Source organism: Paenibacillus rhizoplanae, assembly GCF_042684125.1.
Taxonomy (GTDB): domain Bacteria; phylum Bacillota; class Bacilli; order Paenibacillales; family Paenibacillaceae; genus Paenibacillus_AQ; species Paenibacillus_AQ rhizoplanae.
Map to the genome: position 1 here is coordinate 36,146 of NZ_JBHUKY010000045.1, position 25,928 is coordinate 62,073.

Sequence of the window (25,928 nt, forward strand, 5' to 3'; positions counted from 1 at the left end):
TCAATATCATCATAATAGGAGGCGATGACCATTGTCCAGCAAACCTAACATTTTACTAATAACCAGTGATCAACAGCATTGGAATACCATCGGTGCCTTCCAGTCCGAGATCTCCACTCCGAATCTGGACCGGCTGGCACAGCAAGGGACCACCTTCGGCCGCGCTTATTGCCCTAATCCCACCTGTACGCCAAGCCGTTCCTCTATTATTACGGGAATGTATCCAAGCCAGCACGGTGCGTGGACGCTGGGAACGAAGCTGCTGGAGGACCGGCATACGGTAGGTGAGGATTTCAGCGAAGCAGGTTACCAGACCTCACTGATCGGCAAAGCCCATTTCCAGCCCCTGAAGTCTACGGAGGAATATGAATCGAAGGAAGCCTATCCCCTGTTGCAGGACTTGGATTACTGGAGCAGCTTCCAGGAATCCTTCTACGGATTCGACCATGTGGAGCTTGCCAGGAACCATACGAACGAAGCCCATGTCGGCCAGCATTATGCCTTATGGCTGGAAGAACAGGGCTGTCACAATTGGCGGGATTATTTCCTCCCTCCCACGGGGACAATGGACCCGTCTGTAACCTACACATGGCCCATTCCGGAGAAGTATCATTACAACACCTGGATTGCAGAGCGCAGCAATGCCCGCCTTGAGGAGCATCAAGAGTCCGGAGATCCGTTCTTTCTCTGGGCCAGCTTTTTTGATCCGCATCCCGAATATCTGGTCCCGGAGCCTTGGGATTCGATGTATGACCCTGACAAGCTGACCATTCCTTCACTGACACCCGGGGAACACGACCGGAATCCGCCGCATTTCGGCATGACCCAGGAAGACAGCCCTGATTTCTCGCAGCTCATGGAGACGGGCTTTGGCATTCACGGCTACCGCTCCCACCTGTATTATGAATACGGGGATAAGGCGCTGCTGACGGATTATGACAAAAAGAAGCTGGTAGCGGTCTATTACGGAATGATCAGCATGATGGACAAATATATCGGCCGCATTCTCGATAAGCTTGACAACCTGGGACTGGCGGATAACACACTCGTCGTCTTCACAACCGATCACGGGCATTTCTTCGGACAGCATGGTCTGCAGGCCAAAGGAGGGTTTCATTACGAGGATTTAATCAAGCTGCCATTCATCGTCAGATATCCCGGGCAGGTTCCGGCAGGCAGACAGTCGGATGCGATACAGTCGCTCGTGGACCTGGCGCCTACCTTCTTATCATTCGCCAATCTTCCCGTTCCTTCGTCGATGACCGGTGTGGATCAGAAGGACGTATGGCTGGGCCGCAGGAATCAGGCGCGTGACCATGCCATTTGCGAATTCCGGCATGAGCCCACGACCATTCACCAGAAGACCTATATAGATGCACGCTACAAAATTACAGTCTATTACAACCAGCAATACGGCGAACTCTTCGATTTAGAGCAGGACCCGCACGAACTTCATAATCTGTGGGACGAGCCGGAGCAAGGGCGGCTGAAGTCTGAGCTTCTGCTGAAATATATTTGGGCGGAGCTGGGCAAGGAACCGCTGCCTATGCCGAGAATACATCATGCCTGAAGCAGGCCGCATGGAGAAATAAGAAAGCGTGAGCAAGGGCTTCTCCCTTCGCTCACGCTTTCTTGGATATGATATGAATTCAGTCAGAATATAACAATACCCGCAACTGCCGACAGGAGGATCACAGCAAACGGATGTACTTTGTATTTGGCAATAAGAAGAAGGCATCCGGCACAGATCAGCAGCGAGCCCGCGAGTGTCCAGGTCAACCAGGAGCCGCTTGTTCCGCTGAATCCGAAATGAACCGCCGCGTACAGGATTAAGCCGGTCACGATCGGACGCAGTCCGTAGAAGGAAGATCTGACCCACTTATTGCTCTGCAGCTTCAGGAAGAATGCAGCGATACCAATGACGATGATAAGCGACGGCAGAATAATGCCAACCGTTGCCGCGATAGCTCCCCCCACCCCCGCCTGGGAGTAGCCGATCAGGGTGGCGGTATTGGTCGCGATGGAACCCGGGGCCATTCCTGCCAAAGAGACGATTTCCTGAAAAGCGCCGCTGTCCAGCCATCCTTGCTCGGCAACCTCCCGCTGGATCAGCGTAATCACGGCATATCCGCCGCCAAATGATACTAGCCCTACTTTGAAAAAAATGTACAACAGCTCCCACAGCATCCCATGAACCCCTTCAAATGTAGTATTCCGGAAACTGCAGATCCCGGCTCTCCTCTATTCTCACCTGCTCCGTAACTATGCTCTTTCCCCGTTTCTGATTGTACTGCACTACCAGAACTCCGGCTGTCAGTCCGCCCACAATCAGGTAAAATGGATGAATCTGCGTGAACAACAGCAAGGCCAGCGATACCGCTACAAGCGCAAACGTCACTGCGTCCAAAACAGAAGCTTTCCACATCTTTCCGGCTGCGACAATGATCAGGGCCACAACCGCGGCATGAATCCCCTTCAAAGCGGCTTCTACCTTGACGTTGTCTTTGAATAAAAGCCTGAGGCCGCTGAGAAGGAACACGATCAGGAAGGTAGGCAGGGTTATGGCAATGACGGCAGCCACGGCTCCCGCCACTCCGCCAAGACGATAGCCGATGAAGGTTGCGCTATTTACGGCCACCCCTCCGGGAGCGGAACCGGACACGGATATCATGTCACCCATTTCCGCTTCGTTCATCCATCTCTTTTTCCGGACAATTTCTTCTTCAATAGTTGCAATCATGGCATAACCGCCCCCAAAGGTGGAGGGTCCAATTTTGAAAAATACGCAAAAAATACTCCAAAGTAACTTCATTTTTCCCCCTGCATTTTGCTTCATTCCAGTTCCACCTTACATTCTTTTCTGCTCTCTCAAGAGATGTTACTTATATACTAGCATAATTAATTTCATTTTGGATTAAAGTTATGAATTTTATTGTAAATATTCTGTGTATACTTCATAATCAGAAGGTATAAAGTCAATTATTTGTTGAATAAAAATCAATTTGGAATTATCTTAGGTATTCCTACTATTAAACTTGGAATGGAGATAAGCCTGATGCTGCCCCACCCTAATGCTTCCCTCAAAAAACAGGTCTATGACCGCATCTCCTATCTGGGAACGGCCTCCAAGGCCGATTTGTTGAATGATTTTGCCCTGACCAGCAGCAGTATGACACGGCTTCTCGATGAGATGTCGTCCCAGGGATTAATTATCGCTTCCGGGCTGGGAACCTCCAAAGGCGGGAGGAAGCCCATCCTGTTCCAGTGCAACCCGGCATACAGGTATCTGTTCGGGCTGGAGATTTCCCGTATTCATTCTTCTCTGGGCCTTTACGATATGCATTTCAATCTGCTGTCTATGACCCGGTGGACCATGGACGATAGCATGACGCCCCCGCTGCTCGCGGATCATGTTGCGGACTGTGCCCGGGCTCTTCTGGCGGAGCATGGCATATCGCCGGGCAGCGTTCTGGGTATGGGGATAGGCGCTGTCGGCCCCTTGAACTCCGAACGCGGGATCATTCTGGAGCCGGAGCACTTCCCGGCCGCTTCCTGGACCAACGTCCCCATCTGCGAGATGCTGAAGGAACGGCTTGACCTGCCGGTCAAGCTTGACAATGGCGCCAACTGCGCCCTCATCGGTGAGCACCGGGCTCTTAAGTCCAACAACTATCAGCACATCCTGTATGTACATGCCGGAACAACTATTAGATTCGCCATGATATCCGGCGGCCATATCGTTCGGGGGGCCTCCGGCGCTGAGGGTGCGCTCGGTCAGATGATTATCCAGACCAACGGACCCAGACTGCACGGTAAAGGAAACTACGGAGCCCTTGAAGCCTTCGTGTCTGTTCCGGCGCTGGAAGAGCGTGTACGCACACAATTGAAGATTGGGCGCAGCAGCGTACTGGCGGAAATTGCTCCGGAACGGGTAACCTTTGCCGCCTTAACTGAAGCTCTTGAGCATGGGGATAAGCTGGTTACTGAACAATTCACGGAATCGTCCGCGTACCTGGGGATCGGGCTGGCTAATCTGATTAACACTCTTCATCCGGAGTGTGTCGTGCTGGGCGGACCCCTGATCCGGGCACATCAGCTTGTCTTCGACACATCGGTTGAGGTCGCCAGGAAGAACACTTATCCCTCCCCCGAGAACAGTCCGTTCTTTACTCAAGGACAGCTCAAAGAAGAGGCCGTAGCCACAGGAGCGGCCATCATGCTTCTAAATGACTGGTATGTTGAATAAATAGGAAGACAGGAGGAGATTACTGTGTCTCTTAGCTGCACTGCCGGTTCTCATTCCGGTTTAGGTGTGATGTGGAAGACGGTCTCGGAGGATTGTAATCTGGCTTGCGACTATTGTTATTATAGTACCTGTGGAGGGAAGCCCGGACCGGCAATTAACCGGATCGACTCTGGGATTCTGGATAAATTCATCCAGGATTATATGCAGCGGAGCTCCGGCAGTGCCACCTTCGCCTGGCAGGGTGGAGAACCCCTGCTGGCAGGTCACGAGTTCTTCGAGGAAGTCGTGTACCGCCAGGCTCTGCATGCCCCGCCGCATACGGTTATCAGCAATTCCCTGCAAACCAATGCCACGCTGATCAGCGGGCGGTGGGCTGCTTTTTTCAAAACCTATCATTTCCTGATCGGAGTCAGTCTGGACGGTCCGCAGCAGATTCATGACTCGCGCCGGGTGAATTCCGCAGGAAAGGGCAGTTATGTCCAGGTCATGAACGGCATCAGCCATCTTCGGCGGCACCAGGTAGACTTTAATATATTGACGGTTATTCATAAGGGCAATGTAGGTAAAGCAAGGGAACTGATGGCGTTCTACCGGGAGCAGGACTTCCGCTTCATTCAGTTCATTCCCTGCATGGACTTCAGATCCCAGCAGGTGGATCAGCCGGGCGTCTATGAGATTACAGCGGACGAATACGGGGAGTTCCTGTGCGAGGCCTTTGACGAATGGTATCAGGACGGCAAGCCCGAAATATCGGTAAGGTTCTTCGATAACATGCTCAGCGTCTACCTGGGCGGCGAAGCAGAATCCTGTATTCACCGCGCTGCATGTCCTTCAAGTCTGGTACTGGAGCAGAACGGGGACGCCTTCCCCTGCGATTTCTATATCAATGAGGAGTGGAAGGTCGGCAATATTGCCGGGGATTCCATTGCGGATATGCTTGCCCATCCCAACTACGAGCGGTTTCACCAGATGAAGCCCGCTCTGCCGGAGCCATGTCAATCCTGCGAATGGCAGCCGTTGTGTTATGGCGGATGCCCCCGGAACCGGAAATGGAATCCGGAAGAAGGCGGCTCCAGTCCTGATTATTTTTGCCGGAGCTATATGCGTATCTATGCTTATGCCGATGAGAGAATGAGACAGTTGGCAGGCAAGCTGCGCCGGGAACCCGTTCAGCGAGGTTGCAACGGGTAAATATTGGGTAACTTATAGCGTGAAGCCTGCATTCTTGTGTATTGAGCGAAGGCTATACCCTGATACGTAATGGAGGGTCCTATGAACACGAAGACTGGCGGAGCGAGAGACGCATTCAATTTCATGAAACAGCTGTGGACTAAAATCAATGCCGATGATGTCCAGGGGCTAGGCGCACAGCTGACCTATTATCTGATCCTGTCCCTGTTTCCTTTTCTGATCTTCATCATGACCCTGATTGGGTACGCCAATATCTCCCTTGAGGACAAAATCCACCAGCTCGAGCAGGTCATGCCCGCCGAGGCTATTTCAATCATTGAAGAAATTCTGCAGGATGTATCTGCCGGACGCAGCCAGGCGTTATTATCCTTCGGGATGCTGGCAACGCTCTGGGCCGCCTCCAAAGGAGTGAATGCCATCATCAAGGGGCTTAACCGTGCCTATGACATTGATGAGAGCAGAGCCTTCTGGAAAATACGGGGCATCGCCCTGCTCGCTACCTTGACGATCGGTCTCGTCGTTCTGCTCAGTATTCTGCTGCTCGTCCTTGGTACCTGGCTCAAAACCCAGGTCTTCCTGCTCATTGATCTGCCCTACGGTTTCCAGAAGCTGTGGGATCTGCTGCAATATGCTATTCCGCTGCTTGTAATGTTCATAGTCTTCACTCTTCTGTACTGGATCGCTCCCAGCCGAAGGCTGGCTCTGCGCGAAGTCGTGCCCGGTGCGCTGTTCTCAACGATCGGCTGGATCACAACCTCTGTCCTCTTCTCTGTATACGTCAATCAATTCAGCGATTTCACCAAAACCTACGGCAGTCTCGGAGGCGTAACGGTTCTGCTTATCTGGCTGTATATCAGCTCCTTTATTATTCTTGCCGGAGGCGAGATTAATGCCGTCCTGCTCAAACGCAAGGCGGATGGTAAATAGGACCGTGATAGAAATCCGCCACTTTTCCCTTTCTGAATGCTGTGAATAGGGTCGAATCCCGGAGGTTCCGAACCACGGAACTGCGCGCCCGGCCGAGTTTGGTCTTAACGGACCTGAGAGACCCTTTTCCCTGGAAAACGCCACGTTTTGCGGTTTAACGGACAGAGTAGCCCTTATCGACTCTCTACAAGATGTTTAAGTGTAGAAATTCCAGAATAAGCTCCATGGGGTCCGTTCCTTTGCCCAAGGGGTGACTTTCATCGGAATAAGTGCGCCTCAGTCCGTTACGCCTTGCCACTAGTTTAAATCTGATGCTGCACTACGTAAGTCAGACACGCCACAGCCTCCGCCTGCCTGAAGCCTTCTCCCGTGTACAAAGCCTGCGCCCGTTCATTCTCTGCGTTCACACACAGAACGGTTCGGGAATACGTCTGCTCAGCCGCGAACCGCAGCGCCGCCTGAAGCAGAATCCGGCCCAGTCCTCTCCCCTGATACTCCGGTAATACCGCCAGCGGGCCGATACTCATAGCAGGAGCCTCTTCGTATTCATCAGCGGAGCCGTGCACGATACCCACAGCTGTTCCGTTATGATACAAGATTAGTAGACCGCCTTCGATATAGTCTGCTCCGCGGATCATCTGCTGCACCATAGCAGGCGTGACCGGTGTCTCGTTGCCCTGCAGTCTGGCGAAGCCGGCATTGCGCACCTCACACCAGACCACTTCATCCGCCCCGCTGCGGAAGGGAAGAATCTCATAGCCCGGCGGCAAGCTCAGCGCAGGAGGTTCCCCCTGCTCCCTCACAAGGATATAAGTGTAACGCTGCACTGCGAACCGGACGGATGCCAGAACCTCTATTGCCGCAGCATTTGCCACCGGAACGAACAGATTCAACTGATCCATTTCTGCCGCATGAGGCAGTACCGCGCGCAGCAAGGACTCGTATACATTCACATCCCCAGTCTCCGTATACAGGATTCTGAATCTGGCCTTCCGTCCCCTGCGGGCGTAATCATTCAGCATGAGTGAAGCTGCCGCTGTAATTCCCCCCGAAGAATCGGCCATAATATACGTAGGGTTGTCCGGGGAGCATTCGAACCCGGCAAGCTCCTCATCAATCAGATAAGAATCATCCAGCTCCCCCCGGTGCTTCCGGCAAAAGCTCAAAAATGCCTCCACCTTGCTCTGACTAAGTAATTCAACCTTCATCCGTCTCATCCTTTCGGTGCCATTGTATCTTATAAAAATATCAAAAACTTCTGCTCCCGCAAAGGAAAAATACGCCCATGAATCCAGCACTGATTGCAGCGATAACCAAAAGTCCGCTCCGCACCTCGTTATACCACTTCACCCGGGCCCGCAATTTGCCGGCCATGGCTGCACTTGACGCCTTATATGCTCCAGCCGTATTAAGTCCCGGACATGCTGCCGGATTACGCCGGACAACTACCCTCCAGGTAGAATACGGCGGCCAAACCGCCATGCTGAACGCCCATCTGCGCATCACGCCTGAAGCCATGGACCCGTACACTACGCCTGAAGAATTCCGCCGCTGCCTGGACCGCCATGTATTCCTCTGGCCGACCTGGCGGGATTGCCTCGCAATGGCGGCCATGTACTCCCGCCGGGAACCGGACGAATCGTTTGCTATTCTCCAATTCTCCGCTCCCGAGCTGCTCACCGGTCAGTTTGACCGGATCAGGCTGTCCAAATATGATTCCGGCAGCTCGCCCAGATTCCCGCACCGGATGTCCTACCGCAAAAGCTGCGGGATGCTGCTGCCCCTTGCAGAGTTCATGTCCATAGCCAGGAGAGATATCCCTACCAAACCTTCGGAGATCAAGGAAGTCCTGGTCGAAGGCCAACTCTCACCACTCAGCCGATATTTGCAGGCGGTCTACTGTTCAGAGATCCAGCGCGTGCCTGAGATCTGGCAGCCTGTCTGCCAGCCGCTGGATTTGGCGGCGCTATAATTGCCTTCAGCCTTGAATTTTATGTCACACCGTGATATAGTCACGTTATGACATAGTCACATCATGACATATTTTCTTTTTGCCATGACTTGGCACAACGAATTGACGAAGCAGGTGAACGCGGTGTCCGCAGCCCAAAAGGTTCTAAAAAAGTATGTGCCGATGACCGAGACGGCGTTCTATATTCTATTGTCCTTAACCAAGCCGCGCCACGGATATGGAATCATCAAGCATGTGGATGAGCTGTCGGAAGGACGGCTACGGCTGGGCTCCGGTACGGTGTATGGAACCTTGACCAAGATGAATAAGGATGGACTGATTACCGTATTTGCCGATGGAGAGAGAAAGACGGTGTACGAGGTGTCTGAGCTTGGGAAGGAAGTCATGCGCGCTGAAATCGGCAGATTAAAGGAACTTCACCGCAACGCCGTCACCCGTGAGGAGGAATTTCAATGAGAACTGTATTTCGGCCCTTTTGGAGCTACGATCTGCCGGGGACAGAAGCCTGGTTGGCCGATATGGCCGGCAAGGGATGGCGTCTGGAGGAATGGAGCTTACTGCTGCGGCGCTTTAACTTCCGGCAGGCTGAGCCCGTCCGGCTAACTTTTCAGCTGGCTTATCATTCATCCAGGCATTCATCCATGTCTCCCTATCTTGCCGCAGAGGGATGGAGCAGGCTGCAGCAAGGAAAATGGAGCCTGTACGAGAATGATCGGTCCCCATCACAGATTAGCGCCTATCCTTCACGTAAGGATGTCCTGAGGCGTAACCGCATCATCTCCTATCTATTCACTGGAATCCTGGTGTATTTGCTGCTCATAGCACTTATTCCACTGCTTGTACTAGGACTCAGCTTCAATTCAGATGCTCCCTTCCGCATTCAGCCAAGTCCGATGTGGGCTGTTACCTGGACCGCAGCAGCGGGAGCCTTGGCCCTGCTTGTTCTTGCAATCTACTCTATTGTGAAGCTCCGGGCTGCCAGTAAGGTATTTCAGTTGGACCATCAGGACATGAAGAAGCCTCCCGGACCGCAGAAGCCTGTCGGCACTAAGATGGCGCGGATGAAGTTAGGCTGGATGTATGCTCCTGACCGGCTGGAGCAATGGCTGGAGGACAAGGAGAAGCACGGATGGAATCTCTATAAAGTAGGCTTCGGAGGAACGCTGTTCCATTTCAGCAAGGGCCGTCCGCGCCGTATGAAATATCACGCTGACTATCAGATCGTTGCGGGTGAAGGGTATTTCGAGCTGCATCAGGAGGCAGGCTGGACGAGGCTCTACAGCTCTCCCTTCTCTCTGCAGAAATGGACCATTTGGAGCCGTGAGGAGCTTAACTCTGCGGAGCAGCTTGAAATCTATAGTGATCCGGTCCACCGCCTGAAGCAGGCACGCAAAATCGCCATCAGCTATACCCTGCTGTTCCTGCCCATGATTCTGCTCTACAGCCTGAATGTGACGGCCTTCATTGATAATATGAGGCGGGAAGGAATCATCGCTTCCCGGGCATTGAATACATCCATTATGCTCTTCTCCATTATGCTCTTCGGCTCGTTAGCGGCCAGAACCTGGCTGTATTACCGGCGGCTCAAGAAGCAATAGGGATGGCTGCATCAAGCCTGCACACGTAGGGACAGCTTAGAGATAACGCAACAAAAGGCGTATACCGGAAGTCCTGCTCCATGCGGAGAAGACTTCAGTATACGCCTTTAAGCTTTTCACTTGTATAATCAGAAGAATTGCGGGTATTGCTTTGACATGCTCTGGACCCGGTCCAGCAGCGTATTGGAATGCTCCATCACTACCTTGCGCATCCCTTCCACATCCCGTTTGCGGGTAGCCGCAACCATCTTCACATGCTTATCGATATCGGATGGCTGGACCCCCTCCATCTTCCCATAGAGCAGACGGATTCGGTTGTAATGCGAGGCCACCTCTTCAATCGTGAACCAGGATAATTCCTCCCCGGCCGTCTGAAAGATCAGCTGATGGAAACGGTTGTCCTTGAAATAGAATTCCCGGAAATATTTCTTATCCATGTACTTCTTCTGCTTGTTGATCAACTCCTGCATCGTATCCGCGACCAATTCACTGCATTTGCGGATGAATTCATCGATTACAGCAGATTCAAGGGAGGTCCGGATGAACCATTCCTCACGGACTCTTTGCAGATCAATCTTGGAGACTACGGTTTTGCGCTGAGGATATATTTCCACCAGTCCTGACTGTTGAAGGCGGACCACTGCTTCCCGTACCGGCGTCCGGCTGACGCCATAGCGTTCAGAGAGCTTCTGCACACTGACATCCATTCCTGGCTCGAGCGTCATATTCATGATGTCGTCTTTTATTTTATTGTAAGTTACATCATTCAGTGAATTACTGTTATTCATAATCTTCAACGTCTTCCTACACCTTCCCTGAACTCACTCCTAGTACATCACGGTATATGGTCTCCGCACTGGCTGAGTCGTAGCTGTAATACAACAGAACATCCAGAATAAACGGCGAGTACCGCAATCTGTTCAGCTCCTGTGTAAAAGCCATGGCTCCAACTTCACTTAAGGTGCGTATTGTAGAATAGTTCTTCAGACCCAGCAGCTTCCATAGCAGAATCCGCTCGGTTCGGGTGTATATGTCCTGTGCATACCGGTCTTCTACAAAATGATACATTTCGTGGCCAAGGATAGTATTCATTATACCAGCTTGCGGAAAAAGTTCAACTAGCGCCGGTGCCTCCTCCCGCACCCGCTCCGCCGCTCTGCGCACGGGTTCCTCCATAATTTCCACCTTATCCGGAGGGGTATAACAGGCGAACAGCACACGCTTGCCGGTCATGAGCGCCTGCTGGAATTCCAGCTTCAGATTCATCTTTTGCGCAAGCAGCCTTACATCACTGGTCCCATATTCGCGGATTATCCGGTGGGCGTATTCTATGCCGCAGGCTCTGGCTTTGGCCAGCATATCCCTCTTCATCTCCGGCTGAAGGCGCCGGTTCAGAATATCCCGGGAGAATGCGTACATTCCCCAAGCCTCATCCTCTACCTGCAGCAAATGATTCATCATTTCTCCTAGCTTCACCTTCACCTGCACCTGCATCCAGCCTCCTGTCTATACTCTCCCGCGCGGCGGTTAGCTTTGCTTAATATTGGCCGCCACAACAACTACCTCAGTGTCCGGCTCGAACGTGGAAATCTCAATATCCATCAGCAGCTCCAGCTGTTCGAAATCCGATGCGGTAAAGTCCATGACCCGGGCGCCGATACACAGGTAAAAGTCAGGTCTGGCAATCAGCTCCGTCTGATAGACCGCCATTGCCTCCCACAGCTGCTTAACCGCATTCAGGTAGTCACCCGCAGTGGTCTTAAGCGCCATAGCCCGGCCCCTCTGCACTTTGATGAAGCCTTTGGTGTCCAGGATGCGGACCGCCCCGGCTTCACCGGCTTTATCCATCAATTCGCCGAAAATACTGACATACCGCGTCTTCTCCAGCAGCTTGGTCCGTTCCAGAGGGATACGCATATCCTTCGCCGCCAGCTCCCGCAGCTCTGCCTCATCACATTCCTTCAGCAGCTCAGTCGTCTTCACCTCGGTGGAACCGGTAGCAATCGCTGTCACCTTGGAGGTCTGCGGATCAATGTCAATATGAATCTCGATGCTCTCCGGTGTGGCCCCGCTCTGGATGGCTTTGTTCAAGGCTTCCATCTTCAGGGCGGCAATCACTTCCTTGGACGGAGACGGAATAATCCGCTCTACAACGTCCCGGACCATCGACAGAGCAACCCCAATCGAAGAGATAACCTCTGCATTCTCGGGGATGCTGTATTTCAGGCCCATTTTCTCAGAAAAATAGACAATGAGCGAAGCCGCTCCGCCGCCGACACCCACCAGGGATATCTGGTCCTTCTCCAGCTTGTATTTCTCGGCCAGCGCCAGGATGATCGGCTCGATCTTCGCATACGCCTTCTCCATAATCTGCTTGGCAATATCCTCTACCGTTGTTCCGCAGTAATCAGCCAGCGCCTGTATCGCCCTTCTGGCCGCTTCTACATTCCCGTATGAGAAATGCTCCGGCTTGACCAGTCCCAGCACATTCGCCGCGCAGGAGTTCGTGATCGTCACCCGTTCCCCGTTCTCCAGCCGGATCGCCACATAATCAGCGGGATCACCAGGCTTCGGAGAAAAGAATTCGACCTGCGCTCCCTTAATCTTATCCGGATCGGTGAATACCGAATAATCCAGTCCGCCGATATGCGCCGATCTGGGTCCGACATCGACCACTCCGCTCTTGTTCGCCCGGATCATGGACCCGCCGGCCACGCCGAGCACCCGTACATCCAGGGAATTGACATAGGTCGGATGACCGCCGACGATAGAATAGTCGATGGCCGGGCGGCCGTTTTTGATAACACCGATATTGGTAGTCGTGCCACCGACCTCGAAGTACACCCCGTTCGACGCTCTCAGATACATCAGCGAGCCCATAACCGAGGCCGCCGGACCCGACAGCATCGTCAGCACAGGCCGCTTCTTCATCTCAGTGATCTCCATGACGCCGCCGTCGCCTCTCATAATCATCAGCGGCACATGGACACCGGCCTCCCTGACAGACCGCTCTGTTGAATTGGCCGTATCCAGCATCTTCGGCAGAATACTTGCATTAATCGCCGCTGTTCTCGTTCTCCGGGTCAACCCGTATAATTTCGTGATGTCGGAGGCCATGGTGGTCGGCATCCCTTTTTTCTCCGCTTCTATATAGACCAGTTCCTCGGGCCGCCCGTTATCTACGCCAAAAGCCATGGAAGGCACAATCACCTGTGCCCCCTGCTGTTTAAGCTCCTCGATGACCGTCAGCACAGAGGCTTCGGACATTTTTTTAATATTAAGGAAGCTGTTATAGATCTTGATCTCCTTGCCATTGCCCAGATCGATATTCTGAAGCCGGGTCTGCCGCTTGGCGAGCCAGCCTTCCAGACCACCCTTCGCCAGGCCAATGATGCCCACCTGGGCAATATCGCCCTCGATTAGCGCATTTGTGGCCTGCGTGGTACTATGGGCCACGAACACTACATCCTCCGGACGGATATTGTTCTCCTCCAGGCAATTCATGAAGCATTTCACCACACCTGCGGCTACGCCTGTGGCATGATCATGTGTCGTCTTGACCGATGATTTCCCGATAATCTCATGTGTCGCATTGTCAATCGCAACTGCCTTGGTATGGGTTCCCCCCACATCGATACCCATTCTAACCATTGTACTCATATGATTTCTCCGTTTCTCTTCATTAATAGTGGACTAAACCAGATTGCCGTACATGAAGAATACGACCGCACATAGAATGATACCGATGATCCAGCCCGTAGCAATCGACATCTTCATGTATTCCTTGGCCGGAACCTTCGTATAGCCGAAGCCCCAAGCAACCCAGGACTGTGTAACGTCCAGATGCTGCGGTGCAACAGTAGTTATGGCGAACAGCGGATAGAGGAATTGTACCGGCCAGGCTGCGGTTGCCACCACGACAGCCAGGATGGCCGAACCCGAACCGACCAGGTTCATCGGGCCGCGGAAGAAGCCCAGCGGTGTGAGGATGGCGAATACGATACACAAGAGCAGCGCAGTCTGGGGCATCGCACCATCCAGCAGGGTTTTGAAATAAGGGGAAGCATAGGTGGCTGCATTGTTGAACATTGACAGCGTTAGCAGGAACCCGATCATAGGCGCCACATCAATCGCTCCGTCCGCGAACTGCTTCGACAGCATTCTGCAAACGCTTGCAAAACCACCCTTCAGCTTACCGCAGGTCAGCAGGGCGAACAAGGCGGCGAAGATAAATCCGAAAATAATCGGCACCTTAAGCACCACTACACCCACTACCGGCAGAATAATCGATATCCAGGAGATGGCAGGTGCATCTACAGTAGCTCCGCTATCCGGTGTAGCCGCCCAGGCCCGGGAGAGCTTCCGGTTCATCATCACATTAGATACCACCAGAACCACGATCAGTGATACAGCCATCGCAATCATGCCGAATTTGAAATATGTATTATAGTCGTAGCTGGCATAACTTTCGTTGGCTGTTGCAAATATCGCCTGATATTGCTTAAAGTTCACGATGTTTCCGAAGATCCCCGCCATGATCGAGCCCATGAAGGAGAACAAGGCAATCGGTGAAGGAATCCCGAGTGACAGCATGATCGGCAGCACGATGACCGCAATGGAGATTACCGGGCCGATACCGGTCATGGAGGTGAAGATTACAGCGGTAACGATACACAGCAGAGACATGGTGATTCTTGGTTTGTCTCCCCCAAGCTCTACAACCTTACGAATCAGCGTAGCGGCAATCCCGGTGTCGATCAGGACTCTGCCGAAGAAGGCGCCGAAGAAAATATTAACCAGTATCGCCTTCCCGTAATTCTCCGGCCCCGTCTGGAACACATTCGTCAGGACGTCAATGAACGTCTTACCCTCCATAACAGAGGTAGGATGAATGCTATTCCCGATCAGGGCAATCGAGGTCCACAGCACCGACATGACGAAGAAACCGACCATGAGGTTATACCCTTTGACGCAATACCACACCAATCCAAAAAATGATAAGACCATAATGAAACCGATTACAACATTAGCGACATCCACAAAATAACCTCCTGAAGTAGGATTAAATGAGTTAACATGCTAACATGCTATTTGGGTTAACTGACATGTTAGTTTGCCACGTGAAAATATTAACATGCGACTTCATTAGGCGTCAATACCCTTCTGCATGTTATTTCCAAACCCTTCAAAATGCAAACAGAGGCTGCAGATGTGATCCATCCTGCGCCTCTGTTCACCTCCATACTCTTCAGTTATCCTGGTTAATCACTTGGTCACGATACCGCTGAAATCCCTTCCATGATTGCTCCGCTGCTTCAGGCTGCTCAAAGTCGATATAGCCGGAATCCGATGTATCCAGCGCATAAGCCTCCAGTGTCTCACAGACCAACCGGATCCTCTCAATCACCTCTCCCCCGCCCCGGACATGCAGCATGATGGAATGTACAAGCTCCTCATCACCTGTGTTGAACTCAATCGAATACCCCTCGCCCTCAAGGAAGCCCCAAGCCTTATCCCGGTAATCCAGGTTCGGAAGGCGGCGGGTCAGCTTCTCAATGATTTCATCACGTTGCCCCAGGGGAGGCACCGGGGGCTGTTCTTCCTCCGGCGCTTCAAAATCGTACTTCTCTTTCATGACAAATACATCCCAGCTCATCATTGCTCACTCCTTGGTTAAGATTGAGGCAGAATTAGTTGCACAGACAGCAGTTATGTTATACACTTAACCCTTTTTTGCAGGTTTTAATTGCTCAGATTACAATTATCCGGTATCGGCCGGTCGCAAGGGCTTCTCCAAGTCAGCCAACAAGGGTACTGATGCACTAGAACTCTATTCGCCTACTCTTGTCAACTCAAACGCTGCGGCTTCGATCCACAGGATCAGCTTGTTATGACTCACATCCAGGAACCCTAGCGGTATACCCAGCCCCGGCGAAGCTTCAGTTACCTCAATGGGCTGTGTGCCCTGACTGCATCCAGCCAGGCAGACCGCCAAAATAGATATTTTCAGTATCTTCCCTAACGTTGTTATCATGATATGCCTCCCGCCTGCTTCAGTCCTCCAACCTTACCATCCGCTGGAAGCGAATAATAAACAGACGGGTTACAATACCGGAACAAACGATTCATCAGCCGTTCTGCATAGATAGAAATTTCGTTAGATCATTCTGTAGCTGCACAACCTCCCGATTCGCAGCATTCGCATAATCCGGCAGCAGCATATCCTTAACCATTTTCGTACGCAGCCATGCAATGAAGAGAACATCCAGCATGAAGCTTGGGAGTTTGGACACTATTTTAAAAACGGGCGGATCAACAGCAACACCAGCTTTTTGTATTGCCCTTAGATACGCTTTTAAAGTAACTGTTATTTTGCGTGCCGTCTTTCTGGTTCCCGGTGTTATAGGGTCAATCTCCTGATTGCCGGAATACAAACCGCCCAGCAGAGCAATGTCTGATACAGAATGAGTGATTAGATACGCCTTCATATCCTTTTTTATGGTGTAAGGAAGCTTTGCTGCTTGGAATACCCTTGCGAGACTTTCGATCCGCTGCGTCACTGCACCATTCATTTCTCCAAATGCGGTAGCCATGAGGAACTTTGGCGCAAACCGGGCATACAGGACTCCAGCTTTAATCTGTCCGCCGAAGCCCGGAAAAGCCGGCAAAAGTCTATCCCCTACAATCCCCCGCCACGAAGAAAATCCAATCGGGCTATTGGTCATCGTAACAATATTCGGGCTTTGATTATCCTTTAGCGCTAACAATGCGGATTCGGCCCGGTCATAACGGACGGTAACGAAAATAAAATCGTATATATCGTCATTTTCCAGCGTATCAATGACCTTCACCGGAATCGATCTGACTGTACCTTTGTCATTATATTGCAGGCCTTTTTCTTTTAAAAGTCTGAATCTGTCCGAACGTGCAAACAGACTAACGTCATATCCTGCTTCCATAAACTTCATTGCGTATATGCTCCCGATGACACCCGCACCGAAAATTAAAATTCTGTTTTGTTTTGCTGACATTACAATCACTCCTGCCTATTAATATTCCCTCTTGATTATCCAACAACATGTTGTATGATGTGATCATAAAGCTTTAGGATTCCTTGATCAATCATCAATTTTTTAATATCTGTGGGATGATATCTTATACACAAGCAGGAGGGAAACATGAACAAGCAGCCCCAGGTTACGGAGAAAACAAGACAACGGTTTATAGAAGTTTTTTGTGAGCTATACAGCCAAAAGCCGATTGAGAAAATTTCCATTCAGGAAATCGCCAACCGGTCAGGATATAACCGCAGCACCTTTTATCAATACTTTACTGACATTTACGAATTGCTGGACGCTGTTGAAAATAACCTGCTCCATGACATCAAAACAGAACTTGCTGATAAAGAGCTGTCGATGCATTCAGTTCAGGATGCGCTCTCTTGTCTGGACAAAAAAGAACATCTCCTAGCGCTCCATGCTCTTCTGGGCGATTATGGAAGCCCCCGTTTCTTAGCACGCTTAAAAAGAGACATACCCATGGAGCAATACCTGAATCTTCCGCAAAACCACTCCTTAACGCCGTACTTCATTGAGTTCTATCTGACGACGACCCTTTCTTTATTTCGTCTTTGGCTCCAAAGAGATAAGGATGTATCCCCAGAAGAATTCATCAAGTTAGCGGAGAATTTATATTCAAGAGGGATTACGACTTATACTAAAGAATGAAGATGCCGCACCAGCGAAGACGGGAAGGAAAATAAGCACAATAAAGGCCCGTCCATTCCCACTAGGGTAATGAACGGGCCTTTATAATCTGCGATGCGGTCAAGAGGACTCGAACCTCCACGATATTGCTATCACTGGCACCTGAAGCCAGCGCGTCTGCCAATTCCGCCATGACCGCATATTCGGTTGACTTGCTTTCGCAGTCACAAGATAGATCTTACCATGTCAGAATTATGGAGTCAAGTTTATTTTATTGTAAATTGCTATCCATAAATTGCAAGTAAAATATTGCTTTTATTTGCGGATTGGGTGTATAATGAGAACAAAGGTTCGCATAATATAAATGAGGTGATTTATAATGGCGATTACCAAGAGACACCCCCTAAATACACCAACAATCCCTGAGAATATAACCAAAGATGAATTGTCCCTGGTCAGAAGCTATCTGCTGCTAACGTTTATTCATAAAGTATTTGAACGGGACTGCCGTGCCATCGGCAAGAGCGGTCTGTTCAAGACTCCCCAGCTCTACATGGAGCTGGTATCCAGCGCTACCAAGAAGACATCTCTGATGCTGCAGGAGGTTACCCGCGAACTTACCCTGAGCCAGCTCAAGATCAGCACTGTGCGCCAGGATCAGCGCGGAGTTACCGCCGAGTATAACTGCCGGGGCTATGTTGGCGAGATCCATATTCTATGGCCCGGCTTCCGTAATGAAATGATGCAGCGTATGCGCGCCTACCTCGGACTGGGTGCAGAGCTTGCCTCAGTCCTTCCCAGGGAAGAACAGGTTGAACAGTTGGCCATGACCATCTAAGCCGCACGGCTGATAATGTTAACACGAAGAGCCTCGTCCTAATTGGGACTAGGTTCTTCTATTTTGTGAATTAACCTTTGATCTCGATTTCAGCTTTATTTTTTGCTTTGGTATAAAAACTCAACTTCACTATCTAACAAATAACGATATTCAAATAATTGCATTGTTCTTTCCCTAATTCTCTCCCTTATAACTGTGCCTAGGCTTACTAATCCTTGTGATCCAAGGTAACTATTACGAATAAATGTTTTCTCTACAAATTCTGATTCACTCGTGTGATACTTTAACCATTCTTTCTGTGATTCCATTAATGCTTCTTTTGATTCTCTATCCAACTTAGAAAGAAGCATTTTATATATTTGATTCAACTCTTTATCCCAATACTCTGTATATTTGCTTTCCAACGCTCTCCAGCCAAATGTTGTAAACTCTTCAGAATTTTTAAATTCATTAAATTCCACTTCATAATCATGATCTATAGGATTTCGAAGCATTTCATCATAAAATTCCCCAGTCAAATCATAGGTCCCAATGCTCATGGATAACACTTCATTATTTTCAGTATCTGATTGACCTTCAGTTATTTCTTTCGATTCTGTTCCATTACCTGTACCCACTACATTAGGAGGCAATTCAGAGTTCATTATTGATTTAGCTTCGCTGTTCAAAGCAGTCGACTGACTATTATTTTGACAAGCTGAAAGAACTATCATTATAAAAAACAATAAAAGTATCTTAACTTTCATATATTATCTCCTTACTTTCTCCTTCATTTGGTCCATTACTGCTTGAAACTCCTCCCTATTTGCAATACCTGTTCCGTCAAAAGAACACATCAAGCATGATCGCAGCTCAATTCGCTTCCCTTTTTCGTCAATTTCTTCAACCGGTTCAGTCCAATCCGCTTCTGCACCACAAAAATCACAAACCCTTTTTGTAAATTCACCTTCTTGATATATATCTTTGTCATCAGTTTCACGCACTAGGGTCTTCTCCTTTAAAAATATTCAATTTTCTTTTCGCGGTAGGCTACTTCTATACCTCTTTTTATCAATGTAATTAAAGCAACCTGCCCATTATGTATGAAAAGTAGCCGGTCCTCAAGGCCGGCTACTTCTGTCAGTACTGAATTGAGGCTATTGTTTCGAATCAGCTTAGTTATGCAAGCTGGAGATTGTCCCATATCAGATAAATACATACAGCAGTCAGTGCAAAGAAAATCATAGAAATTTGACGATTCCTCCGCAGTTTGATTCCGTATGAGCAAAAGAAGATAGCGGCAGCTAACTTGGAAATGCTTTTATAATAGCCATGACTAGGAAACCATGAACTGCTCAAGAGAATAGAAGCGAATAAAGTTAAAGTTATCAAAATTTTAAACCAGAGCGGTTCACTTAAAAAGTGTTTGATCATGAACTGAATCCTTTTCATGGCTTCAACACCTTCTCCAGCTGCTTCGATCCTGCCTCCGGGAACAGCTTGGCCGTATGCTCCATAATCCGCTCCTTGGATTCCTCAGGCTGATCGCTGTAACGTGAAGTCACATAGTCTGCTCCGAATACATGCTCGCTCACGGCATAACGACCGATTCCCCAGCCGTAGGGACGGCCATGCTTGTCCTGCTTATACTCGAATTTGCTGGCTGTAATGTAGGTCTGCATCTGGAGCAGCGTCATGGCTGTGTCGAAGCCCTTGGCACCTTTGGCCGCGAAGCCGGACAGGCCTTTGAGATCACTGGAAAGCAGCCCTGCCTCATGCTCCAGCAGCACATCCATGATTCGTTTGCTGGCCATGGAGGCCAGTCCGTCATCATATCTCGCATCGAAATCATAGCCGTCCCGGCGGTAATTGGCGAAGTCCGGATACCATTCTCTGCTGATGAACCCGGCCTTCTTGTTAAAAAGCTTCGCATAAGCGATCTCGCCCCCGGCCGCAATCTCCTCGCGCCATTCCCACGGCCCGATTACATCCTTCACGAACCAGTAGCCCGCAGGCGTGCATTCCTCCAGAGAGAAGCCTGCGATCTCACAGCGGAACAAGGGCAGATACCCGATCTCCCGCACCAATTCGGCCAGTTCCCCGGCATTCTTTATAACCGGCAGCTTCATGATTGCCCTCCAGGGTGGTAGGTCCAGCCCTCGTCTCCGTGGTAGATCATCTGCTTGCTCATCCCACCATCGATTGTAATATTCTCGCCCGTAATGAATACCGCAGCTTCGCTGCACAGGAACAGCACCATGGCTGCGATATCCGCTGGAGTTCCGACCCGTCCCGCAGGATGCTGCAGCCGGTCCGGCTCTGTATGAACCGGCTCCGCCGATTCCCCTGTACCGTGATAAGCGGTGGTATCAATCCAGCCCGGGCTGATCGCATTCACCCGCACTTTACCGGCCAGACTTACACTAAGGGCGTGGGTCAATGCACCGATCCCGCCTTTGACGGCAGTATAGCTCTCGGTATCCGGCTGCGACATCCGCTCCCGGCTTGAAGAGATATTAACAATAGACGCTCCCGGAGCGAAATATTCCTTAAGCCGCAGTGTCAAATAATATGGTGCAGTCACCCCGATTCGCTGCACATATTCGAAATCCTCGTAGCTGCACCCGGACTGCAGCCCTTTACGGCTGATGCAGGCATTGTTAATCAGGTAATCCACCTGTCCGTAGCGGCTGATTACCTGTGCGGTGAAGTCATCCAGCACGGACTGCTGCGCAATATCGCCTGTATAGAAGAACAGCTGCTCTGTGCCATACTGCTCCTCCAGCCAGCGTCCGGCTGCTGAATCCGTATCGATGCAGGCAACCACTGCCCCGGCCTTCAGTAATGCCTCGGTGAGGCAGCGCCCGATTCCGCCCGCGCCTCCGGTGACGACCGATATTTTATGATGATGGCTCATTGTTCCCTCCTAATCCGCTTACTCCGCAGTATCCGTCTCTGGTCTTGGCTCACTGAACGGCTGATACAGATAATTCCGGTCCAGCTTCACCACCCGCTTATTGGGTCGGCGGATCATCACCTGGGACTCATCCCAGGCCAGGACGATCCCCCTGATATCATTGCTCTCCAGTCCATCCCGTACAACGCGTATCTTTTCTCCTGAGATCCGGTAGGCATCCAGTTGTTCATCACTGATCATAGTCGTCTTGCTCCCCTCTCTGTGCTTAGCTTGTCCAATTCAACTCTGAATCCGGTCATGAAAAAGACCCAAATGAGAATCATCCGGGTCTAGTTATCTTTCAAAAGCAATCTGTATGTCTTATGAAGTTCCTATATCAGCGCTTCATTCTTCTCAAACCAGAAGTCAAGAACTTTAGCGGACATCACACGTTGTTCCAGATATTCGATCTGATGCTCTGTGAATGTCTGTCTCCAATTGAACGACAGCTCTTCACACAAACTTGTGATTGTCAACAGCTCTGACCAAGCAACATAACGTTTGTACCAGAAAAACTGAGGATGTTCGATCATATAGGGATACAAATCGTCGAACTCCGTGTGTTTGCAATCCAGCGCACGTTCGAAGTGATCCTTAGCCTCGGTTAGCTTATCAATGAAAAATTGCTCTGTCACCGGTTCTTTCCCCATTGTGACGCCTCCCCTCTCATGTCTAATTTTTATTATAAAGGAAAACTTATAGGGTGGAAAGCAGATGTTTCAAAAATAGGCTATGTCCCTATTATTTTCACTTAAACCTTATCCAAAAACGATGGTCCCGTCATTAAGAGAGGTAATATCAACAAGGGATTCCAGACGGATTCCCTGTTCCCGGATCGTGCGGGCACCGGCCTGGAAGCTTTTTTCGACCACTATGCCAAGGCCCACCAGCTCCGCTCCTGAACGCTGGATAATCTTAATCAGGCCGCGGGCCGCGTCGCCGTTGGCGATAATATCGTCGATGAAGAGGATTTTGTCATCCTCCGAGATGAACTGGCGGGACAGCATAATGTCCGTAACAATCCCTTTGGTAAAAGATGGAACCCGTTCGCAGAGTGCGTCTGGATCAGCCAACAGCGTTTTTTTGCGGCGGGCAAACACCAGCGGCACCTTCATCTCATAAGCGGTGGCAAATGCCACGGCAATCCCCGAGGATTCCACAGTCACTACGCGAGTAACTCCAGCCTCAGCAAATCTGCGGGCAAATTCCCGTCCCATTTCCATCGTCAGCATCGGATCGACCTGGTGGTTGAGCAGCCCGTCCAGCTTCAGCACCTGATCCGAGACAACTACGCCTTCCTCCAAAATCCGCTGTTTCAATAATTCCATAATTGTAAACCTCCATTACCCTTTATAGACGTTCCACCGAAATCGCACCTGTTCGTCCAGGCGGAAGTCATGTCCCTCTGTTCCTCATCATAACCTGTACTATGCGGACTACACAAGGCTATATCCTTGCAGGCCCCGCGATTGTAAACTTCGCAGCATTCATAAGGAGGCTAAGCATGAAGTCACATGTCCGCACATTACAGATCGCTTTCACTTATATCGGCACTATTGTCGGCGCCGGATTCGCCACCGGCCAGGAAATCCTCCGTTTTTTCACCAGATACGGCCACTGGGCGCTGCTGACAATTCTATTCTCTGCCGCTCTCTTTATTTGGCTGGGCACCAAAATGATGATCATCGCCCGGAAAATCTCTGCGGATTCGTATGAGGATTTCAACCGCCACCTGTTCGGAGCCAAGGCCGGAACCATCATCAGCCTGTTCACCATGATTATTCTGATCGGGGTGAACAGCATCATGCTGGCTGGCGCCGGGGCGATCTTCAAGGAGCATCTCGGCCTCCCCTATCAGGCGGGGCTGCTTCTGACTATCATCGGATCTTACTTGCTGCTGAAGCGCGGCATTTCCGGCATTCTGCAGATCAACAGCCTGGTGGTGCCCCTGATGCTTACTTTGTCGCTGATCCTTGTCTGTAATACGCTGGGCGTTCCGGGAGCCGACCGTTTCCTCTTCCTGCCAACTGATCACAGCGGCATCAACGCCTGGATTTCTCCGCTGCTCTACACCTCGTTCAATCTTGGCATGGCCCAGGCTGTGCTGGTTCCTCTGGCCCGTCATACGGATGACGAACGTGCTCTAGTGCGCGGCGGTATTTTGGGCGGAGCGGGCATCGGGTTCATGCTGCTGGCAGCCCATTTTGCCATGAGCTCGCAGATGCCGGGCATCCTGCAGTTCGAGATTCCGATGGGAAGCATCGCCATCCGGCTGGGTCCGGTGGTGCAGATGATTTTTCTGCTGCTGATCTTCATGGAAATCTTCAGCACCTTCGTCGCGGGTATCTACGGGGTAAGCGTACAGCTCCAGCAGCGGCTCCCAATTGCACCTGCGCTGGTCGCTCCGCTGCTGATGCTTATCTGCTATGTGTTCAGCCAATTCGGCTTCAGCTCGCTGCTGGGCATCTTCTACCCGATCTTCGGCGCGCTGTGTCTGATATGGGTGGTTATGCTGGTGCGTTCCCCCATGTCACCGCCGCCTGGGCAGGGCAAGCCCCCAGCAGGAGGAGCGGGCGGCAAAAAGCAGGGGATCACGATTGTCAGCATCAAGCCTGCGATCCGGCCTACACGGAAATAACTGCTGCCGCAGGGATGATGCCCGCCACGGCTTCGGCGACATGACGGTGGCAGGTCATCATGACGATCTGCCGGGAAGCCGACAGCTCGCCAAGCAGAGCCAGAGCCGCGTGAAGCCGGTGTTCATCAAAGTTAACGAACAGATCATCGAAGAACAGCGGCAGATTCACCTTGCTGCTCATCGTTTCTGCCAGTGCCAGCCGGATCGCCAGATACAGCTGCTCCGCAGTTCCCCGGCTGAGCAGCCCGCTATCCAGCAGTCCGGCATCCTTATGTTCAGCCTTCAACTCTTTATGCCCCAGCGTCATCACGATCCGGCGGTATTCCCCATGCGTGAGCTTCGAGAAATACACGGAGGCCAGCTGCAGCACCTGGGGCTGCTTCTCCTGCTCATAGATCCGGCGTGTCCGCCCCATCAGCTCGGCGGCCAGCGCTGTTACCGCATATTGCCCGGCCAGATTACGCAGTGCCGCCCGCTGCTCCTCCAGCTGCTGGAGCGCAGAATCTTCCTTGCCGCGCTTCGTTAATGCTTCCCGTTCCTGCAGCAGCTTGCCGCGCTGCTCAAGCAGTGCGCTCCGCTCCTCTTCAAGCTCGGCCGCCGCTTCTTCCGCAGCCTGACGCTCCTGTGCAAGCCGCCCGGCATCCAGATGCTCCAGCAGACTCAGCAGCTCCGCCCGGCCTTCGTCATCCCATCCGCTGAACATCGCCAGCTCAGCTTGACGCACGGACCGCGTAACCTCTATCCGTCTCAGCCACGCAGAGGAACGGCGCAGGAACTGCTCACCGTCCTCAGCACCGCCTTCCTCCAGCAGCTTCGAGCACCGCAGGTTCAGTTCTGCCTGCTCCCTGTGATTCGCTGCCAGCTCCTCGCGGACTTCAGCCAGCCGCGCCTCCACACTCTCTCTGCGCAGCAGCTCAGCCTTCAGCTGATCCCACTCCCGCTTCCGCAGCTCCAGCCAGGTTAATAGGGCGGCTGGGGTGGGGTGATGGGGAGCGGGTGGAGTTGCAGGTGTGGGGTGGGCAGCAGGCTCCGTAGCGGGTAGTGATTGCTGGACAGTAGACTCTGTAGCGGGTAGTCGGTGCTGATCAGTAGACTGAGCGGGTGGTGTCTGTTGGACAGCTACAAAGGGAATCGAACCTGGCCGTCCGGTCCCCGCAGCTGCAAGCAGCTTCAGCCCTTCCTGCTCATAGAGCGTACATTCTGCCGCCAGTCCGCTCAGCCGAGCAGACCATTTGGCCTCCTGGCGCAGCAGCTCATGGCCCTGCTCAGCCAGGGCGAAGATATCCGGCAGGCCGTCCGGGGACAGCCCTTCGGGGAGTCTCCGCTGACGCAGCCATTCTTCGTAGCGCGCCGCCAGCTCTGTGAAGCGGGCCTCCGCTTCCTCCAGCTCGCCGGTCAGCACCTGCTCCTGTCCGCTTAGCCGCTCCAGCTCCGTCCGGCAGGCCTCAACCTCAGCCGTCTGCCGGTCTACGCGCTGGCGCCAGGTGCCCCAGGCCTCCATCAGCCGGCGCAGCTCGCGCATCCCGGCCTCCAGCCCGCCTGCGTCAGGGCTGGACGCCTTGCCGCTCTCCCGCTCCTCGCCGGAGAGCAACTGCCCGCGCAGCCGCAGCATCTCCGCTGCGGCCTTGCCCGCCTCCCCGCCGCCCGGCTCCGGCGGGGAAACCGCCGCCCCCGCTGCGCGCATGGCGGCCCAGAGCCACAGGTCCGCGGCGGCCAGCAGGCCTAGCGCGGACCACGCGCTGACCGGCGGTGCGCCGGTCAGCCACAGCGCAGGCGGCAGCAGCAGCGTAAGCGCTGCGCCCGCCTGCAGGAAGCGCCGGTAGCGTGCCGCCCGGCGCCCGTTCGCGCCGGGGCGGCTGCCCCCGGCGGTGCCCTGG

At 52.0% G+C, this 25,928-nt stretch carries 28 protein-coding genes and 1 tRNA gene; 10 read left to right on the forward strand and 19 right to left on the reverse strand.

The window, feature by feature from the left end; all coding sequences use genetic code 11:
- Positions 1-31: 31 nt before the first annotated feature.
- A complete protein-coding gene (locus tag ACFSX3_RS22665; protein WP_209990887.1) occupies positions 32-1,570 on the forward strand; it encodes a sulfatase family protein in 1,539 nt (512 codons plus the stop codon).
- An 83-nt stretch (positions 1,571-1,653) separates the two neighbouring features.
- Here ACFSX3_RS22665 and ACFSX3_RS22670 read toward each other — a convergent pair whose 3' ends face one another.
- Positions 1,654-2,187, reverse strand: a complete 534-nt coding sequence (locus ACFSX3_RS22670) for a chromate transporter (RefSeq protein ID WP_209990889.1) — start codon at positions 2,185-2,187, stop codon at positions 1,654-1,656.
- A 13-nt stretch (positions 2,188-2,200) separates the two neighbouring features.
- Positions 2,201-2,836 carry a chromate transporter gene (locus ACFSX3_RS22675; RefSeq protein ID WP_209990891.1) on the reverse strand — a complete coding sequence of 212 codons (636 nt, stop codon included), beginning with the start codon at positions 2,834-2,836 and terminating at the stop codon, positions 2,201-2,203.
- Between the two features lie 219 nt (positions 2,837-3,055).
- Between ACFSX3_RS22675 and ACFSX3_RS22680 the strand changes: the two genes are divergently transcribed.
- The 3 genes from ACFSX3_RS22680 to ACFSX3_RS22690 all read left to right on the forward strand — a co-directional run bounded on the left by ACFSX3_RS22680 (position 3,056) and on the right by ACFSX3_RS22690 (position 6,364).
- Positions 3,056-4,246 (forward strand): ROK family protein, encoded by a 1,191-nt coding sequence (locus tag ACFSX3_RS22680; RefSeq protein WP_209991195.1) that lies wholly within the window; start codon positions 3,056-3,058, stop codon positions 4,244-4,246.
- 24 nt (positions 4,247-4,270) lie between these two features.
- Positions 4,271-5,437, forward strand: a complete 1,167-nt coding sequence (locus tag ACFSX3_RS22685; RefSeq protein WP_379313295.1) for an anaerobic sulfatase maturase — start codon at positions 4,271-4,273, stop codon at positions 5,435-5,437.
- 81 nt (positions 5,438-5,518) lie between these two features.
- Positions 5,519-6,364, forward strand: coding sequence for a YihY/virulence factor BrkB family protein (locus ACFSX3_RS22690; protein ID WP_209990893.1), 846 nt, complete (start codon positions 5,519-5,521; stop codon positions 6,362-6,364).
- Between the two features lie 302 nt (positions 6,365-6,666).
- Here the strand turns inward: ACFSX3_RS22690 and ACFSX3_RS22695 are convergent, their stop codons facing one another.
- Positions 6,667-7,572: a GNAT family N-acetyltransferase gene (locus ACFSX3_RS22695; RefSeq protein ID WP_209990895.1), complete on the reverse strand. Its 906-nt coding sequence runs from the start codon at positions 7,570-7,572 to the stop codon at positions 6,667-6,669.
- 77 nt (positions 7,573-7,649) lie between these two features.
- Between ACFSX3_RS22695 and ACFSX3_RS22700 the strand changes: the two genes are divergently transcribed.
- From ACFSX3_RS22700 to ACFSX3_RS22710, 3 genes are all read left to right on the forward strand, one after another.
- Entirely contained in the window at positions 7,650-8,336 is a 687-nt protein-coding gene (locus ACFSX3_RS22700; protein WP_209990896.1) for a DUF7002 family protein, read from the forward strand.
- Between the two features lie 84 nt (positions 8,337-8,420).
- Positions 8,421-8,792, forward strand: coding sequence for a PadR family transcriptional regulator (locus ACFSX3_RS22705; protein ID WP_209991199.1), 372 nt, complete (start codon positions 8,421-8,423; stop codon positions 8,790-8,792).
- Complete coding sequence (locus ACFSX3_RS22710) at positions 8,789-9,934, forward strand: DUF2812 domain-containing protein (protein WP_209990898.1); 1,146 nt, start codon at positions 8,789-8,791, stop codon at positions 9,932-9,934. The genes ACFSX3_RS22705 and ACFSX3_RS22710 overlap by 4 nt, the downstream gene beginning before the upstream one ends.
- Before the next feature lie 128 nt (positions 9,935-10,062).
- Here the strand turns inward: ACFSX3_RS22710 and ACFSX3_RS22715 are convergent, their stop codons facing one another.
- From ACFSX3_RS22715 to ACFSX3_RS22745, 7 genes are all read right to left on the reverse strand, one after another.
- Positions 10,063-10,722 carry a GntR family transcriptional regulator gene (locus ACFSX3_RS22715; RefSeq protein ID WP_209990901.1) on the reverse strand — a complete coding sequence of 220 codons (660 nt, stop codon included), beginning with the start codon at positions 10,720-10,722 and terminating at the stop codon, positions 10,063-10,065.
- 16 nt (positions 10,723-10,738) lie between these two features.
- Entirely contained in the window at positions 10,739-11,428 is a 690-nt protein-coding gene (locus ACFSX3_RS22720; protein ID WP_379256833.1) for a hypothetical protein, read from the reverse strand.
- Positions 11,429-11,461: 33 nt separating this feature from the next.
- Entirely contained in the window at positions 11,462-13,594 is a 2,133-nt protein-coding gene (locus ACFSX3_RS22725) for a hydantoinase/oxoprolinase family protein (protein ID WP_209990903.1), read from the reverse strand.
- A 33-nt stretch (positions 13,595-13,627) separates the two neighbouring features.
- Positions 13,628-14,974, reverse strand: a complete 1,347-nt coding sequence (locus ACFSX3_RS22730) for a citrate transporter (protein ID WP_379256834.1) — start codon at positions 14,972-14,974, stop codon at positions 13,628-13,630.
- A 208-nt stretch (positions 14,975-15,182) separates the two neighbouring features.
- Positions 15,183-15,593 carry a hypothetical protein gene (locus ACFSX3_RS22735; protein WP_209990905.1) on the reverse strand — a complete coding sequence of 137 codons (411 nt, stop codon included), beginning with the start codon at positions 15,591-15,593 and terminating at the stop codon, positions 15,183-15,185.
- Positions 15,594-15,764: 171 nt separating this feature from the next.
- On the reverse strand, positions 15,765-15,968 hold the full coding sequence (locus ACFSX3_RS22740) for a hypothetical protein (RefSeq protein WP_209990906.1): 204 nt from the start codon (positions 15,966-15,968) through the stop codon (positions 15,765-15,767).
- 94 nt (positions 15,969-16,062) lie between these two features.
- On the reverse strand, positions 16,063-16,965 hold the full coding sequence (locus tag ACFSX3_RS22745; RefSeq protein ID WP_209990908.1) for a ketopantoate reductase family protein: 903 nt from the start codon (positions 16,963-16,965) through the stop codon (positions 16,063-16,065).
- A 147-nt stretch (positions 16,966-17,112) separates the two neighbouring features.
- On the opposite strand from ACFSX3_RS22745, the gene ACFSX3_RS22750 reads away from it, so the two are divergent.
- Positions 17,113-17,661 carry a TetR/AcrR family transcriptional regulator gene (locus tag ACFSX3_RS22750; RefSeq protein ID WP_209990910.1) on the forward strand — a complete coding sequence of 183 codons (549 nt, stop codon included), beginning with the start codon at positions 17,113-17,115 and terminating at the stop codon, positions 17,659-17,661.
- Between the two features lie 94 nt (positions 17,662-17,755).
- Here the strand turns inward: ACFSX3_RS22750 and ACFSX3_RS22755 are convergent.
- A tRNA-Leu gene (locus ACFSX3_RS22755) sits at positions 17,756-17,839 on the reverse strand.
- A gap of 180 nt (positions 17,840-18,019) precedes the next feature.
- On the opposite strand from ACFSX3_RS22755, the gene ACFSX3_RS22760 reads away from it, so the two are divergent.
- Positions 18,020-18,478: a hypothetical protein gene (locus ACFSX3_RS22760; RefSeq protein ID WP_209990913.1), complete on the forward strand. Its 459-nt coding sequence runs from the start codon at positions 18,020-18,022 to the stop codon at positions 18,476-18,478.
- 95 nt (positions 18,479-18,573) lie between these two features.
- Here the strand turns inward: ACFSX3_RS22760 and ACFSX3_RS22765 are convergent, their stop codons facing one another.
- From ACFSX3_RS22765 to ACFSX3_RS22795, 7 genes are all read right to left on the reverse strand, one after another.
- Positions 18,574-19,224: a lysozyme inhibitor LprI family protein gene (locus ACFSX3_RS22765; protein WP_209990915.1), complete on the reverse strand. Its 651-nt coding sequence runs from the start codon at positions 19,222-19,224 to the stop codon at positions 18,574-18,576.
- Positions 19,225-19,227: 3 nt separating this feature from the next.
- Positions 19,228-19,461 carry a hypothetical protein gene (locus ACFSX3_RS22770; RefSeq protein WP_209990917.1) on the reverse strand — a complete coding sequence of 78 codons (234 nt, stop codon included), beginning with the start codon at positions 19,459-19,461 and terminating at the stop codon, positions 19,228-19,230.
- A 444-nt stretch (positions 19,462-19,905) separates the two neighbouring features.
- Positions 19,906-20,586: an AlkZ-related protein gene (locus tag ACFSX3_RS22775; RefSeq protein WP_209990919.1), complete on the reverse strand. Its 681-nt coding sequence runs from the start codon at positions 20,584-20,586 to the stop codon at positions 19,906-19,908.
- A complete protein-coding gene (locus ACFSX3_RS22780) occupies positions 20,583-21,374 on the reverse strand; it encodes an SDR family oxidoreductase (protein WP_209990921.1) in 792 nt (263 codons plus the stop codon). Before ACFSX3_RS22780 ends, ACFSX3_RS22775 begins: the two co-directional genes overlap by 4 nt.
- Positions 21,375-21,392: 18 nt before the next feature.
- Positions 21,393-21,614, reverse strand: a complete 222-nt coding sequence (locus ACFSX3_RS22785; RefSeq protein WP_209990923.1) for a hypothetical protein — start codon at positions 21,612-21,614, stop codon at positions 21,393-21,395.
- 131 nt (positions 21,615-21,745) lie between these two features.
- Positions 21,746-22,063 (reverse strand): hypothetical protein, encoded by a 318-nt coding sequence (locus ACFSX3_RS22790; protein ID WP_209990925.1) that lies wholly within the window; start codon positions 22,061-22,063, stop codon positions 21,746-21,748.
- 108 nt (positions 22,064-22,171) lie between these two features.
- The gene (locus tag ACFSX3_RS22795; RefSeq protein WP_036695682.1) at positions 22,172-22,741 is read right to left on the reverse strand and encodes a xanthine phosphoribosyltransferase; all 570 of its coding nucleotides are present in this window, start codon (positions 22,739-22,741) and stop codon (positions 22,172-22,174) included.
- Positions 22,742-22,917: 176 nt separating this feature from the next.
- Between ACFSX3_RS22795 and ACFSX3_RS22800 the strand changes: the two genes are divergently transcribed.
- Positions 22,918-24,051 carry a YkvI family membrane protein gene (locus ACFSX3_RS22800; protein ID WP_209990927.1) on the forward strand — a complete coding sequence of 378 codons (1,134 nt, stop codon included), beginning with the start codon at positions 22,918-22,920 and terminating at the stop codon, positions 24,049-24,051.
- Here the strand turns inward: ACFSX3_RS22800 and ACFSX3_RS22805 are convergent.
- Positions 24,038-25,928, reverse strand: a 1,891-nt coding sequence (locus ACFSX3_RS22805) for an ATP-binding protein (protein ID WP_379313300.1), incomplete at its 5' end; no start/stop codon positions are given. The two genes, ACFSX3_RS22800 and ACFSX3_RS22805, sit on opposite strands and share 14 nt — an antisense overlap.

What these genes read in the sequence shown, in the direction of transcription:
- ACFSX3_RS22670 (WP_209990889.1), bottom strand. Translation starts at nt 2,187, where the DNA reads ATGCTGTGGGAGCTGTTGTACATTTTTTTCAAAGTAGGGCTAGTATCA.
- ACFSX3_RS22715 (WP_209990901.1), bottom strand. Translation starts at nt 10,722, where the DNA reads ATGAATAACAGTAATTCACTGAATGATGTAACTTACAATAAAATAAAA.
- ACFSX3_RS22710 (WP_209990898.1), top strand. Translation starts at nt 8,789, where the DNA reads ATGAGAACTGTATTTCGGCCCTTTTGGAGCTACGATCTGCCGGGGACA.
- ACFSX3_RS22700 (WP_209990896.1), top strand. Translation starts at nt 7,650, where the DNA reads ATGAATCCAGCACTGATTGCAGCGATAACCAAAAGTCCGCTCCGCACC.
- ACFSX3_RS22680 (WP_209991195.1), top strand. Translation starts at nt 3,056, where the DNA reads ATGCTGCCCCACCCTAATGCTTCCCTCAAAAAACAGGTCTATGACCGC.
- ACFSX3_RS22790 (WP_209990925.1), bottom strand. Translation starts at nt 22,063, where the DNA reads ATGGGGAAAGAACCGGTGACAGAGCAATTTTTCATTGATAAGCTAACC.
- ACFSX3_RS22795 (WP_036695682.1), bottom strand. Translation starts at nt 22,741, where the DNA reads ATGGAATTATTGAAACAGCGGATTTTGGAGGAAGGCGTAGTTGTCTCG.
- ACFSX3_RS22720 (WP_379256833.1), bottom strand. Translation starts at nt 11,428, where the DNA reads ATGCAGGTGCAGGTGAAGGTGAAGCTAGGAGAAATGATGAATCATTTG.
- ACFSX3_RS22675 (WP_209990891.1), bottom strand. Translation starts at nt 2,836, where the DNA reads ATGAAGCAAAATGCAGGGGGAAAAATGAAGTTACTTTGGAGTATTTTT.
- ACFSX3_RS22690 (WP_209990893.1), top strand. Translation starts at nt 5,519, where the DNA reads ATGAACACGAAGACTGGCGGAGCGAGAGACGCATTCAATTTCATGAAA.
- ACFSX3_RS22735 (WP_209990905.1), bottom strand. Translation starts at nt 15,593, where the DNA reads ATGATGAGCTGGGATGTATTTGTCATGAAAGAGAAGTACGATTTTGAA.
- ACFSX3_RS22765 (WP_209990915.1), bottom strand. Translation starts at nt 19,224, where the DNA reads ATGAAAGTTAAGATACTTTTATTGTTTTTTATAATGATAGTTCTTTCA.
- ACFSX3_RS22750 (WP_209990910.1), top strand. Translation starts at nt 17,113, where the DNA reads ATGAACAAGCAGCCCCAGGTTACGGAGAAAACAAGACAACGGTTTATA.
- ACFSX3_RS22740 (WP_209990906.1), bottom strand. Translation starts at nt 15,968, where the DNA reads ATGATAACAACGTTAGGGAAGATACTGAAAATATCTATTTTGGCGGTC.
- ACFSX3_RS22785 (WP_209990923.1), bottom strand. Translation starts at nt 21,614, where the DNA reads ATGATCAGTGATGAACAACTGGATGCCTACCGGATCTCAGGAGAAAAG.
- ACFSX3_RS22760 (WP_209990913.1), top strand. Translation starts at nt 18,020, where the DNA reads ATGGCGATTACCAAGAGACACCCCCTAAATACACCAACAATCCCTGAG.
- ACFSX3_RS22775 (WP_209990919.1), bottom strand. Translation starts at nt 20,586, where the DNA reads ATGAAGCTGCCGGTTATAAAGAATGCCGGGGAACTGGCCGAATTGGTG.
- ACFSX3_RS22745 (WP_209990908.1), bottom strand. Translation starts at nt 16,965, where the DNA reads ATGTCAGCAAAACAAAACAGAATTTTAATTTTCGGTGCGGGTGTCATC.
- ACFSX3_RS22780 (WP_209990921.1), bottom strand. Translation starts at nt 21,374, where the DNA reads ATGAGCCATCATCATAAAATATCGGTCGTCACCGGAGGCGCGGGCGGA.
- ACFSX3_RS22800 (WP_209990927.1), top strand. Translation starts at nt 22,918, where the DNA reads ATGAAGTCACATGTCCGCACATTACAGATCGCTTTCACTTATATCGGC.
- ACFSX3_RS22705 (WP_209991199.1), top strand. Translation starts at nt 8,421, where the DNA reads ATGACTTGGCACAACGAATTGACGAAGCAGGTGAACGCGGTGTCCGCA.
- ACFSX3_RS22695 (WP_209990895.1), bottom strand. Translation starts at nt 7,572, where the DNA reads ATGAAGGTTGAATTACTTAGTCAGAGCAAGGTGGAGGCATTTTTGAGC.
- ACFSX3_RS22725 (WP_209990903.1), bottom strand. Translation starts at nt 13,594, where the DNA reads ATGAGTACAATGGTTAGAATGGGTATCGATGTGGGGGGAACCCATACC.